This is a genomic window from Mesorhizobium sp. LjRoot246, assembly GCF_964254115.1.
GTDB lineage: Bacteria > Pseudomonadota > Alphaproteobacteria > Rhizobiales > Rhizobiaceae > Mesorhizobium.
Window position 1 is genome coordinate 114,139 of record NZ_CAXUSN020000002.1, and the last position, 13,833, is coordinate 127,971.

At 59.8% G+C, this 13,833-nt stretch carries 14 protein-coding genes; 4 read left to right on the forward strand and 10 right to left on the reverse strand.

Features of this window, described 5'->3' with window-relative positions:
* Window positions 1-6: 6 nt before the first annotated feature.
* The 3 genes from ACSQ3L_RS31225 to ACSQ3L_RS31235 all read right to left on the reverse strand — a co-directional run bounded on the left by ACSQ3L_RS31225 (window position 7) and on the right by ACSQ3L_RS31235 (window position 2,745).
* Entirely contained in the window at window positions 7-870 is an 864-nt protein-coding gene (locus tag ACSQ3L_RS31225; protein WP_436163654.1) for a hypothetical protein, read from the reverse strand.
* A gap of 62 nt (window positions 871-932) precedes the next feature.
* A complete protein-coding gene (locus tag ACSQ3L_RS31230) occupies window positions 933-2,162 on the reverse strand; it encodes a type II toxin-antitoxin system HipA family toxin (protein WP_436163655.1) in 1,230 nt (409 codons plus the stop codon).
* Complete coding sequence (locus ACSQ3L_RS31235) at window positions 2,155-2,745, reverse strand: helix-turn-helix domain-containing protein (RefSeq protein ID WP_436163656.1); 591 nt, start codon at window positions 2,743-2,745, stop codon at window positions 2,155-2,157. The genes ACSQ3L_RS31230 and ACSQ3L_RS31235 overlap by 8 nt, the downstream gene beginning before the upstream one ends.
* Before the next feature lie 187 nt (window positions 2,746-2,932).
* Here ACSQ3L_RS31235 and ACSQ3L_RS31240 point away from each other — a divergent pair, with 187 nt between their 5' ends.
* The gene (locus ACSQ3L_RS31240) at window positions 2,933-3,904 is read left to right on the forward strand and encodes a hypothetical protein (protein ID WP_436163657.1); all 972 of its coding nucleotides are present in this window, start codon (window positions 2,933-2,935) and stop codon (window positions 3,902-3,904) included.
* On the opposite strand, the gene ACSQ3L_RS31245 is transcribed toward ACSQ3L_RS31240, so the two are convergent.
* Window positions 3,901-5,013: an RHE_PE00001 family protein gene (locus tag ACSQ3L_RS31245; protein WP_436163658.1), complete on the reverse strand. Its 1,113-nt coding sequence runs from the start codon at window positions 5,011-5,013 to the stop codon at window positions 3,901-3,903. The two genes, ACSQ3L_RS31240 and ACSQ3L_RS31245, sit on opposite strands and share 4 nt — an antisense overlap.
* A 283-nt stretch (window positions 5,014-5,296) precedes the next feature.
* On the opposite strand from ACSQ3L_RS31245, the gene ACSQ3L_RS31250 reads away from it, so the two are divergent.
* Entirely contained in the window at window positions 5,297-6,229 is a 933-nt protein-coding gene (locus ACSQ3L_RS31250) for a recombinase family protein (RefSeq protein ID WP_436163659.1), read from the forward strand.
* A 300-nt stretch (window positions 6,230-6,529) separates the two neighbouring features.
* Here the strand turns inward: ACSQ3L_RS31250 and repC are convergent, their stop codons facing one another.
* The 3 genes from repC to repA all read right to left on the reverse strand — a co-directional run bounded on the left by repC (window position 6,530) and on the right by repA (window position 10,401).
* Window positions 6,530-7,873 (reverse strand): plasmid replication protein RepC, encoded by a 1,344-nt coding sequence (gene repC, locus ACSQ3L_RS31255; RefSeq protein WP_436163660.1) that lies wholly within the window; start codon window positions 7,871-7,873, stop codon window positions 6,530-6,532.
* Between the two features lie 282 nt (window positions 7,874-8,155).
* Window positions 8,156-9,187: a plasmid partitioning protein RepB gene (gene repB / locus ACSQ3L_RS31260; protein ID WP_436163661.1), complete on the reverse strand. Its 1,032-nt coding sequence runs from the start codon at window positions 9,185-9,187 to the stop codon at window positions 8,156-8,158.
* The gene (gene repA, locus ACSQ3L_RS31265; RefSeq protein ID WP_436163662.1) at window positions 9,187-10,401 is read right to left on the reverse strand and encodes a plasmid partitioning protein RepA; all 1,215 of its coding nucleotides are present in this window, start codon (window positions 10,399-10,401) and stop codon (window positions 9,187-9,189) included. The genes repB and repA overlap by 1 nt, the downstream gene beginning before the upstream one ends.
* A 442-nt stretch (window positions 10,402-10,843) precedes the next feature.
* Here repA and ACSQ3L_RS31270 point away from each other — a divergent pair, with 442 nt between their 5' ends.
* Window positions 10,844-11,215, forward strand: a complete 372-nt coding sequence (locus ACSQ3L_RS31270) for an acyl-homoserine-lactone synthase (protein ID WP_436163668.1) — start codon at window positions 10,844-10,846, stop codon at window positions 11,213-11,215.
* Window positions 11,216-11,312: 97 nt separating this feature from the next.
* Here the strand turns inward: ACSQ3L_RS31270 and ACSQ3L_RS31275 are convergent, their stop codons facing one another.
* Together ACSQ3L_RS31275 and ACSQ3L_RS31280 are read right to left on the reverse strand one after the other, a co-directional pair.
* Window positions 11,313-11,642 (reverse strand): single-stranded DNA-binding protein, encoded by a 330-nt coding sequence (locus tag ACSQ3L_RS31275; RefSeq protein ID WP_436163663.1) that lies wholly within the window; start codon window positions 11,640-11,642, stop codon window positions 11,313-11,315.
* Window positions 11,643-11,727: 85 nt separating this feature from the next.
* Complete coding sequence (locus tag ACSQ3L_RS31280) at window positions 11,728-12,234, reverse strand: hypothetical protein (RefSeq protein ID WP_436163664.1); 507 nt, start codon at window positions 12,232-12,234, stop codon at window positions 11,728-11,730.
* Window positions 12,235-12,321: 87 nt separating this feature from the next.
* Here ACSQ3L_RS31280 and ACSQ3L_RS31285 point away from each other — a divergent pair, with 87 nt between their 5' ends.
* Window positions 12,322-12,852 carry a helix-turn-helix domain-containing protein gene (locus ACSQ3L_RS31285; protein ID WP_436163665.1) on the forward strand — a complete coding sequence of 177 codons (531 nt, stop codon included), beginning with the start codon at window positions 12,322-12,324 and terminating at the stop codon, window positions 12,850-12,852.
* Between the two features lie 101 nt (window positions 12,853-12,953).
* Here ACSQ3L_RS31285 and ACSQ3L_RS31290 read toward each other — a convergent pair.
* Window positions 12,954-13,833, reverse strand: an 880-nt coding sequence (locus ACSQ3L_RS31290; protein WP_436163666.1) for a hypothetical protein, incomplete at its 5' end; no start/stop codon positions are given.

Here is a 13,833-nt window from a genome sequence, read left to right on the forward strand (position 1 = left end):
CCCGCCTCAGCCAGCCTCTCCCCGCCGAGCGAATGCGGCCTCGATATGAGTAACCATGCCTTCGAGGGATTCGCTCAGCCTCTCCAGGTCAGGCTTGCTTATGGATCGCTCCCGACCATCGTGATCGCGACCGTAGCGATGGACGCAATCGTGCCGCACCGGCACGAACTCCATAAGCGTTTTCTTGGTCGTTTCATCTGGAAAAATGGTCGAGCCGAGGGCGCTCCGGTAGTAGTGATCGATCTTCACGAAGTTATGGTACATCAGCTCGCGCAGCCGCATGTGTACCCAATCGCGAAAAGCGTTCGGATTGGACGCGAGTTCAACGACTTCGATCTTGTCGGCAACCCACTCCTTGTTTCCCTTCACCAAAGCTGACATTGCCTTCGGATCATCGAGCACCAGTCTGATGAGACGATCGCTGAGGTATGCTTCGATGGCGGAAAAATACTGGACGAGCAGCATGCGGTTCAGCTCGTCAATGAGCCCCCGCCCCTCCATCTCGGCGGCGATATGGCTGATGTCGTAGGTCGCAAATTTGAAGATTTTTGCCGGGTCGCTCGGTAGGTTCTCGCGCTGATACGCTTCCACCTCCCATGGGTCCTCGGAAGTATTGACCGGATCATCGATCACGCTCACATGGATATTTTCATTCATCAGGTTCGCCACGAGGCAGGCCCCAGTATTGCGGATACCGACAGCGAATTGCTGCTCGCATCCGTGGCAGGCAACCGTCTGTTCGGCGTAGCCCTGCGCGTCGGATTCGCGGTCTGCCTGGACATCGTAGCTCGGAACTTCTTCAATGGTTTCGGTGATCGTAGCCCCGCATCGGGGGCATACAAACTCGAGCGATGGTTCCCGAGGCGACATGCCCTGCCCTCTCTATTGATCCGAAGATAGCCGGTGACGCGAGTTCGTGACCGGGTTCGTTGTCATGCGAGTTCATCGTAGAGCGGCACGGTCGGGGCGTGGGCGTCGATCGCCTCCACGACGCTGGCGGCGAGGGGAAGATGCCCCTTCTCGGCCTCCCAGACCTGTCGAAATCGCTGGACGGTTTCCGCGGCAGTGTCGACGACGAGCTTTTCCGGTAGAAGCGCCTTGGCCGCCAGATGCCGAAGCTCATCGGCATCGAACTCGGCCATCTTTTTCGTTCGAGAGAAATTGAGGGCGGCGGTATCCTCCCCCTCGATATAGGGGATGGTCGACACCAGGTCGTAGGCCGGCGACAACGCCGCCGAGCGCCGGTCCGGATAGATCAGCGACCAGTTCTTGAGGTGCATGTCGCCATTGCCGATCAGCGCGCTGAACACGAGGCGGCGAGTGAACTCGGCGGCGCCGATATCCCCCGCCTCGGTGCCGATGACGCGCGCGATGTTGGCGTAGCTCGCGCGCCTGTACTTGTCGTCCGGAAATACTCCGAAGACCTGCGCGAAATCTTCTGTGTGGACAGGACCGTCGCCGGTTCGGTCGAAGCGGCTGACAGCAAGCGCCTGCCCCTTGAGCTCGCCAATGCCTTCTGGAATGCCGGCGATCGCATCGAGATCGATCAGGTTGATGACCGGCACCTCCATGCCGATCATGCCAGCGATCGTCATCATCGAGAACTCGTTTTCCGGAACGCCGGTGAACTGCTGGGACGGGAGCTTCACGATCCACGAGCCGCCGACGCCCTCCGCGGGAATGGTCAGGCCCCCGCCTTTCCCTGCGTTCTCGAACGCGGAGAACTTGAGCTGCACACCGGCGAGCGAAAAGCGTAGCGCATTAGGTTTGGCGTTCTCCGGCAAATCCTCGTCGTCGCCTGGCGGAAGGGAGCCGCCGGCCGCTGGATGGATCGAGAGTGCTCCGGGCAGGTCGAGCCCAAGAACCCAAAGTAGGAAGAATTCGCGCTGCTGATTGACCCCGGCCCGCTCGGCGAGATAGCGGCGCAGGCCGCCCTCCGGCAACAGGTTCGAGAAGAATGGCGGTACAACCCGTTGCGTCGGGCGGATTTTGGTAATGAGACCACCCAGATCGTCCTTGAAAGACAGACTGAGGGTCGGTCGATCGCGGTTCTCGACGTAGTCTTCATTGAAGGCAAAGATCGTCCGCTCGCCCTGCAAATGGGTCAGCGTGCCGATCGGCTGGTCGTAGAGCCGCACGTCGAGAACCGAGACGTCAGGCATTGGCATCTCCATCGTCCAGCGAATAGGCGGGCCGCGGCTCCGGCGGAGCGGCATGGGCGATTGAGTTGCGCAGTCGCTGCAGGTTCTGCGCGATGTCACGCACGATGGGTGCTGCCTGAGCGCTCGCTTGATAGCGCTCGAGGCGGGCCATTAGCTCGCGCACCAGCTGCATCTCCTGATCGCTTAGGTTCACCCGTCGCAGGAAACGAAGTGTATCTTCGATGCGATCGAGATCGGCCGAGCTCCCGTAGAGGTGCTTCATTTTCTTGACCAAGCGCTCCGCGCGGGCGAAGCGCTTGTCGTTTGGCTGACCGGCGTGGATATGCATGTCCGGCGTCGCCTGGGCCTTCACCAGGCCCAACACGGCGGGCACGAGCTTCTTCGGCACGAGCATGACCTCGAGATCGAGCGCACGGGTCATGTCGATGAAGCTCGACAGCCCCGGCTCCATCTTACCGCTCTCGATTTGGGAGATATGGCTCTGCGTAAGCCCGGCCCGCTCGCTGAGCGCGCGCTGACTGACACCGGAAGCCTCGCGGATCTCGCGTGCTTGCGCGATCAGGCTTTCGCTTTGGTAGGCCATGATGTAGAATCCAGATCAAAACGACGGTGGCGATCAGGATGTTATATCTAGATCGTCGCACGGTGTCCGTCAACACACATGATATCGAATACTGATTCTAGCCACGTTCTGATACAGAATACCGTATCATTCGACCATATTTTATCGAATTGCGCTATGCATGTAAGGGCCTAGGGAGGCTTAAGGGATGTCAAAAAAGGCAAAGGGATTCGAGACCGTCGCCGAAGCCTTGCGTTCGGTCGAGCGATCTACCGTCCGTAAGAGGAGGGCGCGTGAACGGCATGCGGCGGAGGTCGCTGCACGCGTGCCAGGCGAGGGATACGAACCCTGCATCGTCAGCTTCATCGACGTGCTGGGTTTCCGCAACCTCCTCGAAACGCGTCATGCCCACGAGATTCGCGATGTGTTGCTGCAACTGCGGGCGTTCACCGCACCGGTCGAAGAACTCCCAACCCGCCGAATGAAGGATGCGCGGTTGCTTAGCCGCGCATTCGCGGATTCCGTTTCGGATGCAGTCGTGCGGGTCCGGGTCTTCGACACCCAGTTCAACGACGGCGCCTTCTTCCATGAATTGCTCGATCTGCTTCATGCGCAGGTTGAGTGCATTGGACACGGCGTGGTGATCCGCGCTGGGCTCGCCATCGGCAATGCCCATGTAGGACTAGACGGCAAGGGGCCGGTTTTCGGTCCTGCTATGGTCCGGGCTTATGAAATCGAAACGCACGAGGCGATCCATCCCCGCATCGTCGTGGACCACGCCGCTTATCAGAGCTTTCTCGAGGATGCGCGGCTTCGCAAACAGGACCACGACCTTGAGGAGGAGCTGCGCTACGTGGACCGCCTGCTGCGTGTGGACGTGGATGGCACACGCTTCGTCGACTACCTTGGTGCAAGCGAGTCCGAGTTTGACGACCCGGCCGGCTATTTCCTTTTCTTCCGAAGCCATGCGGAACTCGTCCGCGGGAAGCTAGCCGCAACGACCGGGCGGGTACGGGAGAAGTTTGAGTGGCTGGCCGCATATCACAACTCCGTCGTTGAGAACGTCGTTGCCGAATTTGCGGACGGTAGCCGATCAGCAGAAGCATTCATGGCTGAGTTCGACGTCGATCCTGAGCCGTTCCTGCGCGCGATGGTCATTAGTCCAACGCCTGAAGGCTAGAGGATACCCCAAGCGCGATACCGTTCCCTCCCGGTCACCTCGCGCACGCCGAGTTCGCCGATGAGGTTGAGGGCGGCGCGCTGCGTCACCCTGGCGGTCTTCGCGATCATCGGCGCCGAGACGATGGGGCGGGATAGTACGAGCTCCATGGTCGTCGGCAGGCTGCTCGATGAACGACGGCCGTTCAGGCGGCGCGTCATCTGTTCGCGCGCCTGTGCCAGCCGGGCTATCTCCTTCATGCCGCTCTCCGCCGCGGCCGACATCGCGTCGAGAAAGGCGAGAAGACGGGTCAGGCGGTTTACGGATCGCCGGCGCTCCCTCGGCACGGCCTTCAACCCGACATTGAAGCCGAACAGGTGCGAGGCCACCTTCCCTCGCGCGCGAAGATGGGCGCTGACCAATAGAGTGCCAAGCCAATGCTGGCGTTGCATCGGTTCCAGCGACTCCCACGCATCCCAGATGAACGCCGCACCAAGCGTCGGCGGCAGATCTTCAACGCCGCGTAGAATATGCTTCCACTGGGTCAGGCGATCCTTCTCGTCCCAATCGGGATCTCGAACCACGAGATCGCCGACAACCAGTTCTTGCCGGCCTCCGCTCTTGGCACCGGAAACCCTGTCGAGGAGGCGTTGCGACTGCTTGAGGAGCGCGTCCACATTGGCGAGCTCCCGAGCAAGCGGATCGTCCTCAGCCATCAGGCCAACGTCTGCCGCCTGTTCGATCGGCGGCATCCTCTCCCCTGCCCCGGCCTCCTCGTCAGGATCTGCATAGCCGGTGAGCGCCCCGATCCCCGCGTCGCTCACCGCCCAGCCGGACTTCGTTCCGGCGACGCGCCGTCGCGCTCTGAGAATTCGATGGGCGATCGTCAACTCATGGGTCGGCGCCCGGACGTCCATCCGCTCGTCGTGGAGAACCAGGTCCTCCACGTGGACAAGCTCGCCCCCGATCCACATGCTGGCCGCTGCGTCGAAGAAGTGGCCCCGCTCAACGAAGCCTTCTCCGACAGGATTGCGCCTGACCTGCTCGTCCAGCCGGGCGAGCTGATCCTCCGCCCTGCCGATGGCAGGGAGCAAGGTCTGAAGAGGCAGGTTTTCGATGGTGTAACCCATTGCTCACACGTGCTATTATTCCTCTAACGGAAGCTATCACGCAATTCGTTTCCGTCATAGCGACGGAATTTTCCACGCGTGTACTATATAGACGCGCCAGGCCTACGCGACTGAACAGCAGGACGCCAATCGAGCCTCAGGTCGACGAGAATGCCCGTTTTGCTGCGCTTCTCAGGGGTCTCAATGTCGAAAACGAGCCTCAAGAGACGTTTACAAACGATCGTTTATTGATATCTTCGGAGTTTGTACAAACGCCCCTTTCCCATGCTGAGAGACGCCGCAAATGGCCCGTGAAGCGCAAGATCGACGCTCCGGACGACCAAAGGGCCGGCAAATCGGCTACGCGCGCGTGTCGACGGACGAACAAGCGACGGAAGCGCAGGAGATTGAGCTGCAATCGGCCGGCTGCGACGTCGTCGTTCAGGAACATGGATCCGGTGCGTCGAGAGCTCGCCCTGCCCTACTGCGGTTGATGAGCGATATCGGCGCCGGCGATGTCTTGGTCGTTGTGCGTCTCGATCGCCTTGCGCGCTCGGTCAGCCATCTTCTTCAGGTGATCGAGGATCTGACTGAGAAGGGCGCGCATTTCCGATCTCTCCGAGATCCAATCGACACGTCGACGCCACAGGGCATGTTTTCGCTACAGGTACTCGGTGCCGTTGCCCAGCTCGAGCGTGCGCTGATCTCGGAACGGACCAAGGCTGGCATCATCGCTGCAAGATCGAAGGGGCGACTGCCAGGCAATCCTGGTATCCGGGAGCGCAAGCCCGAAGCCTTGGCGAAGATGACCGCGGTGCAAAAGGCGGCTTATGGCCGACGGCTACAATCAACGATGAACCAGTGGCTTCCGACGGTCCGCCGGATGCGACCAGACCATAACTGGGACGACATCGCTCGGGTCCTGAAGCAGCGCGGCCTCGACTGGACGCCTGAACGACTGCGGCGGGCAGTGAGGTGGCTCGTCACCGAGCACCTAGCCGAATCGACACTGCTAAAGCGGGCGTCTCCTCTGCCTCCCGAAGATCGCCTGATGACTCTTGTGGCAGGGATTTCGCAGTCTAACCCAGACCTGTCGCTCCGCGACATCGCTGGCCAGCTCGAGCGCCTGCATGAGCGAACCCCACGAGGAAGCGCAAAATGGTCTGCCTCCTCAGTCAAGAACCTGCTCGATCGAGCCCGCCGGCTTGGACTCGTCGCCGAACTACCCGCGAGCTGACCGTCATCCCGCTGCAGAACAGTCCTCAGTTTACGGTCCGTGGCTGACGCTCAACATTCCGGAGCCGCTTGTACGCGACCCAGGCATCAGCTGGAACAGCGCTGCCGGCCCGCGCCAGCCAAGCCGTACGATCGGATTCGGCAAGTGAGTTCCACCACACCATTCCGGCGGTTTCATCGGGCGTCGGTTCCCGGTCGTGTTCGTTTTTCATGCCCTCGATGCTCTCATAAGATGCTCTTCCCGACAAGCGCTGCAAGGACCGTCCAAGCCCTGTAGTGCGTATCAAACCTGCCCGCCTTCTCATGATCTGCGCCCCGGCTTGTCGAGGCTGCGGCGCAACGCATCGCTGATTTCAAGCCGGGATTCGGTGCGCACAATCTTGCCTGCCGTCTCCAAATCGACGGCAGCGGTTTCAGCTCCGGTTCCGATCGTCTTCGACGCATCAAGCTTGGCCCGCAACAAGGCCATCACCATCGGCCAGACCGAGAACTTTCCGGCCTTTGCTCGGTCTGTCAGGCTGCGCAAATAACCGCCGGCGCTGTTGATCTGATCCTGCCGCTGGTAGATCGCGGCAATGGTAATCCCCGCCTGTTGCTCACCCATGGCCGTTCGCGCCTCCTCCCAGGCGCTCGGGCTGATGCCCATGGCCGGCCGGGCAACCTCAGCCGCGGCCAGAAATTCACGCCAATTGCGGATTCCGCCGCCGCCCTTCACCAGCCAAAGCATGTTCGGGCAGGCATCCAGCACGATTCCCAAAGGCAGCTCGCGCTTTGGCAGGCTCCGTACGTTGTCGGTATCCGCAACGTTGGCGCCCGCTTCATCTTTATTTCCTAAGCCGTTTTCAGATTCAAATTTAGAGTCTGGTTTTGAATTCTGTATGTGGCGCCCATTTCGGGACTCATTGGCGTCCATTTTCTGTGTTTTTACAAATGATTCCAATGCTTCACGCACTTCAGCCCATAGGCCTTCAAGCTCCTCGGCGATCGCCTCGAAGGCCTGTCGGGGTGCGGTTCGTGGTATCTGGCCGACAATCGCCTGGTAGGCCTGCTGGACCCTGCCCCAGTTCGCCGGCACGCCTTCCTCAATGCCGGCATCGATCATCTTGACGATGTCACGCCGGCATATGGTTAGTCGCTCCTTAACGAGACGAAAGGCCTTCTTCTCAGATCTGACCGCTTCCGCAAGATCTTTGAACTCCTCGGCGCGCGCGACGATCGGCGAGATGTCGAAGCCATAGGCTTGCTCGATCTCGCCGCCCTGCCCTTTCCGCGCGAAGCGCTTGCCGTTTGGGCTGTCCCGACGGATGATCAATCCACACTCGACCAAGACGGCCAGGTGCCGCCGCAAGGTCGTTGGAGGCATTCCGTTGGCGCGGCGGATAAGCTGCTCGTTTGATGGCCAGACGATCAGCTCGCTGTCGCCATAGAGCGCCGTGTCCGGATGGAACGACAACAGCGCGTCGAGAACGGTCAAAGCGCGATCTGTGGCGCCCAGAGCGATCCTGGCGTCCTTGATATCTTGGAAGACATGCCATTTGTGGACGGTCGCGTCCTTCGGCACCGCCGTTGCGGTGACTTGGCTTGAGATCATGCCAAGCGTCATCGGCCGCCGCCCAAAGGGCGTCGTCGCTAGTGGTTGAGTCATGGTTCTGCCCTTCAGCTTTTAGGCAAAGCGAAAGCGCCCACCAAAATGGCGTCCAATCTCCGCAAGGAGACCCTTGACTGTGATTCGCGGAAGTGAGATTCTCGTTGTCGCCAAACGAACGAGAGGGGCTTCCGAGACGCTGTTTCGGGGGCCTTTCTTTTTACCGCTTGCTACCTCTGTGTTTGTTGCACCAAGTCCGTCTGGCTTTGGCCGAAGCCTCCACCCATTCCAGCGCTTCGCCCATCCTTGTCAGATGACAAGGTCTTGAGTCCGACACTGAATTCACGCCCGCTCCTCCTGCGAAAAGAACCTATCCATCAGCGCGGGCAGCTCTGCTTCGATGAAGGCATTGAATGCGGCGGCGTGCTCGCCGCCTACTGAAAGCTTGACGTCCGCACCTGAGAAGATTGCCCTCCCAACGGCTTTGCCGTTCGGGCTCCTGAGCTCAATTTCACTTTGCGAGCGCTGCGTTGGCGCCTTGACCGCATCCAGCGCCTGTCTGAATCGCTCATCCGAGGGCAGCCCCAGAACCTTGTCAGCTGACAAGGTTCTTCGCAGCCGACCAAGCGCAGAACTGTCAGCGCTGACAGCGGTCGCCAGTGCGAGCCAGCGAGGTCGACCAACTTTGGGAGCACGCCCAATTGCCTCGATCACGTCGAGCGGAAGCGCTCTGGACACCGTGCGAAGGCGCGCCAACTCTGGGTCGTCGATGGATAACGCGGCGCGAATATCTCGTGGCTTGATGCCCGCCTCATCCATCCGCCAGGCAAAAAGCGCGCGCTCTATCCAGCTCAAGTCCTGGCGCGCCGCATTCTCGATACCCTGTGCAACAACAAGCTCGCTGTCTGACAATGCAACGACCGTCGCCTTGACGCTGATGCCGAGGTCGATCGCGGCACGCCAACGGCGATGTCCATAGATGACCTGATATCGACCTTCCGTGGTCGGATGCCGACGCACCTGAATGGGAACCTTCTGGCCTTCCTCCGATATCAGCTTCTTCAGTGCCTCGAACTCGACATCACTGTCATCGGGCAATCGATCAGGGAACGGAGACGGATCGATCAACTTTGGATCAAGCTCGGCTCCGCCACCGGCGTCAACCAGCGCCTGAAGTCGGTCACGCTCTTCCCTGAGTTCGGAAAGAGAACGCTGAGTCGCCCCGATCACGCCTGCACCAACGCGAGGGAGGGGTTGCGCTTGCACCGGAGACTTCGCCCCCTCTGAGGACGGCGGCTCACCAGCGTCCGCGTCCGGTTCAGAAAAGGAGCTAAAGTTCGCTAGAATCGACTTCCCAGACGGGCGCTTGCTCATCACGTTCGTCCCCAGCTCTGGCTAATCAAGCCGAGTATTTGATCGTTGACTGCGTCGATCGACTCTCTCGCACGCTTAGCGGTCGCGGCAGAGATATTCCCGGATTCAAGCTCGTACAGGGTCCGTTTAGCGAGACCCGCGGTCTCGATGGCAGCACTTTCTACCGCAGTCGACGTAAGGACGTCCTCGGTAAAGAGATGCCGGAGCATCGTTACGACGTGAACTTGAGAATGATCCATTGGATCATGCCGTGTCACGACATAGCGAAGAAAGTCCTGTTTCATCGTCGCTCCTGCATCGCGGATAACCGATATCAAATCGCCCATCATCAACAGGAACTGGCTCATCGACATCACGTCGAGCATCGCCGGATGGACCGTCACTAGGAGACCGGTCGCTGCGTAGATTGCACCAAGGGTCAGAAAGCCGAGGGAAGGGGGGGTGTCCAGGATGACGACGTCATAACCATCTTCGACCTCTCCCAGTGCGAGCCGAAGCCGTTCGAAGAAGATGCTGTCGGAGCTGACTTGGCGCTTCGATAGGAACCGGGGAGTTTCATGCTCGTACTCCATGACCTCGATGTTTCCCGGGATCAGGTCGATCCCGGAAAAGTAGGTCTTTCGGATTATCTCCCGGATCGGGCGCCGTTCGTCATCGTAGCGCAGTGCGGCATAGATGGTCTCATTGTGCTGTACATCCATCTCCGGCTGCGCGCCAAACATGGCCGACAGCGACGCCTGGGGATCGAGGTCAATCGCAAGGACCCTATAACCGTGAAGTGCGAGATAGTGTGCGAGATGCGCACTCGTCGTTGTCTTGGCGCTGCCGCCTTTAAAATTGGCGATGGCCAAAATCTGAAGATGCTCGCCGCCACGCCGGTGTGGCAAGAAGCGCAAGGCTTCGGTCGGGCGTTGCGCCGCGAACAATTCGCGAAGCTCATTGATCTGCGCGAGCGTATAGGCGCGATGATTGTTCTCGAGTCGAGCCGGCACCGGGCCTTTGCCCTCATTCGACATCAATTTGAGGGTAGATTCAGGTATTGAAGTAAGTCTGGAAACCTCATGAGTCATGAAGTACCTGAGGCTCTTCTGGGCGTCAGGCGGATACATCTGCTGACGTCTGGCCTGTAGATGACTAGAGAGCATCCCGGCATGCCGGACAATCTTGTCCGCCGGATCTTCCTGCTGTGCAGCTGTCGCAGTCTGTGCAGCCATTGTCGAAGCAAACCCTCTTTGTCGGCCTTTGGGCGGTTTATCGCCCTTTGCCCGACAAAGGTAGGCCACGATTCTTCACGTTCGTCCAGCGCTTTAAGGTTAACAGATACTTAACGACTGTTCCTCCGACGCCGTTCACGTTTCGGCACAACACGCAATTTCCCTTTCAAACCAATCCGTTGGCACGTTAATCGACCAAGGCCTATAGTAATTTTGTTAGTCCGTTCGGAACTCGCTTCTTGGTTTCCGAACCGGATCCAGAACACCCAACCCGACTCACGCCTTCGGGAGAGAATCGCACTCATGCCCTTCACTAGTTGCGGCCAGCTCCGAGATCGTGCCTTTTTGCCTCCGACTCCACGACGAACCCGGAGAGCAACGGATGCAGGCAATCGCAATTCCAGGTGTGGCGCACGCCACCTATGCACATCTTGTCGAGTCGATGCATCGTCTACGCGCACGCGTCTTTGCTGGCCGTTTGAAATGGGACGTGAAGGTCAGGCAGGGTAGGGAGGTCGACGAGTTCGATCGTTTCGGCCCAACATACGTCCTCGCTGTCACTCCGATTTCCCAGGTTGTGGGCTGCGCACGGCTGCTCCCAGACAGGGCCCATGATGCTATCGAAGCTGTTCCTGACCTTGAGCCGAGTGGCCAGCTCAGGCCACACGTTGCGATGATCGAAAGCTCACGCTTCTGCGTCGACACATCGCTCGAGCAGGGGCAGGGGAGGGCAGGTTCCTCCACCACTTTTGTCGGATGGTCTGCCAGGGCGCCACTCGGCCGAAGGGGAGGGGCACGAACCCAGCCGCGATAGCGGTGCCTTTGCCGAATTGCGCCGCCGCGACGACTAGGCCGCTGCAGACGTTGCCGGAGGCCGAAGCGAAAGCGTGCGGAACCGTCGGACGGTTCCGTCAATCGCTCGTATTGGCATTGGCAACTTGGAAGGCGTTGAACGTCGTTGCGACCAGATCGGTCGTGTAGACCGTCTCGCCGTCCTTTTCGTACGATGAGTTGTTTATGCGGCCTTCGGCTATGACCGGCTGGCCTTTCGAAACGTTGTCTTTGATCCAGGCGGCCTGATCATCGAACACGGTGACGGTGACCCAGTCCGTCCTGGTCTCCTTCTTCCCGGCGTCGTTGGTCCAATGGCGGTCGGCAGCGATGCTGACTTTGACCGCCTTATTGAAGCTGGTGACGCTGCCTACGTTCCCGGCAACGGTGAAACGGTTGATGCTGCGCATATTGGGATACCTTCTGTAAGTAGGTGGCTCGATTTCCGTTCGCACGTCAATTAGAGTGTCATCATAGAATCGCCGGAAGCAGCAATCAGATGTTGAGATTGAACCAGGCCCGCTGCCTCAAGCCCTTTGCGTCGGTGTACTCGACGTACCAAGGCTTTGACCGCACCGGCCGCGGCATGCTGATGGTCTTCTGGCAACTGTCGCCGTCACGCCGGTTGATGACTGGCTTGAAGATTGGCCTGCCGTTGCGATGGTTGAAGCACAGATTCTCGCGCTTCTCACACATGTTTGGTTTTGAGCGGTTGCCGTCGTGCCCGACGTCGCTGTAGCCGACGGTCCAACCTTCCGGGCAGTCGTCATAGACGTCTTTCCGCGCCGCGGTGGAACTCGCCGCGGGACACGTCGGCCAGGAGAAACCCGGACGCTTCATGGCGGCGAGGAGCCGGTACATTGGCGGGTGGCAGCTTGGGGTGGCTTGCCAGTTCCCGGAAACGCACAGCAGTACCTGACAGCCCCATTCGGAAGCCGGCGCGCTGCTGGCGTAGAGGGAGCCAACTGCAATGGCGGCGGCATAGAGCAGAGATTTGGTCAATGGGAGCTCCTTTCACGGACGTCGCAGTTTATACTTTAATTGATTTCTTGCGACCGCGAAAGGAGGTTTGTATGGGGTGGGACGGCGGTGGAAAAATACGATCCGAGAAACGTTTTGGACAACCCAGAGCGCAATGCGATGCAGGCGCAAATAGCGGCAAAACTCGAAGAAGAACGACAGCGGCGGAATTTGTCGAATCGAGATTTCGTTGCGCTGATCAAGAGCTTTGCCAGCGAAAAGGAATTCTCCTACCGCACCTACTATTTGACGATGCGGCAGGAGCAGAATCTAACGCTCGGGACCGTCGCGCTATTCGCGCGGGCCCTTGAAATCAGCGTCGCTGAATTGCTGCTGCCGCCGGCAGTCCTGGAGCCATCCATGAAGCGGCTCGACGTCCAGCAGATCAAGAACAACATCGCGCGCGCGTTAAACGCCTTCCGCAGCCGAAAGGACATGCTGAAGAAGGAGGTTGCCGACCAGATCGGCATCTCGGTCGTCACCTATTACAAGATCGAGCAAGGGCAACAGAACCTGACGTTGGCGATTATCGGCATGATCGCCAAAGGCCTTGGCGTGCCGACGGCCGCTCTGCTCCTGGGCCGCGTCCCCAAGCGCTGATTTTTGCCTTGCTCAGCGCAAGCGGCTCCGGCAGGCTTGTTCAAAAGCCCCTTGCGACGGTTCGACTGGGTGCGGAATGGTGGGGCTAGGCTTCCCAGGCGTCAGCCGGACGGTGGTTTGCGTCTAGCAAACTGCCCAAAGGGGCCCGAAGGGCCACCCGTCCGGCTGTAAGAAGGCTGTCCGCCTTTCTGTTCATTGCCGAAGGTTCCTGAGGACACCGCTTTTTTGAACCCAGTCGGACAAAATTTAAGGCCGAGGTTCGGCCGAAATTTTTTGAGCCATGCGAGCCAGCGCCGGCATTGGATTTTTACCAGGTTTGGCAGATGCCTGGCGCGCCATTGCGGGCGGTCTGTGATGTCGAGCAGGCCAAGATGGCGGGCCCGGCGCAGCGCGTTACGGACGGTGGTGGCGCCGACGCCCGCGCGGTCGCCGATCTCTTTGACGCTCGATCCGCAAGAGCCGTGCTGACGGCAATCCGAGGCGACAATATAAAGCACGGCCCGCTCACCCTCCGTGAAGCGATCCCGCACATTTGGGGGCAGGGCGGCCATATCGCCCAAGCGTCGTTTCCTCGCCCATCGGACAGGGCAGCGCGACCCGCTCGCCGCTTGGTGGCGCGACTGCTCGGATTTGGGGCGCTGCGGAAAGTAGGTGCGCGCCGGCGGCATACGCGCTTCGCGCGCCTCTTGTAAAAAGGAGCGCCGCGAACAGGCGGCCTCGCTTAGTTCTTGCGCCTCCTGGTCCCTCAAGGCGCCCTCGGCCAGCCCTCGCCAGACCAGCGCAAGATAGTGGTCGATCTGCTTGACCGTCGTGATGTCGGCAAGCCACTGGGCCATTTCGGTGTGTATGGTCACCACGTCTTTCCCTTGCTTGCGGCAAAGAAAATCCGTGGCGCGAAAGCGCATTTTCCTGTTGCGACTGTCAGGGGAAGCAGCTAGATTTTGCCAACTTCTTTTGGTGGCAATCGACGGAATTGGCGTT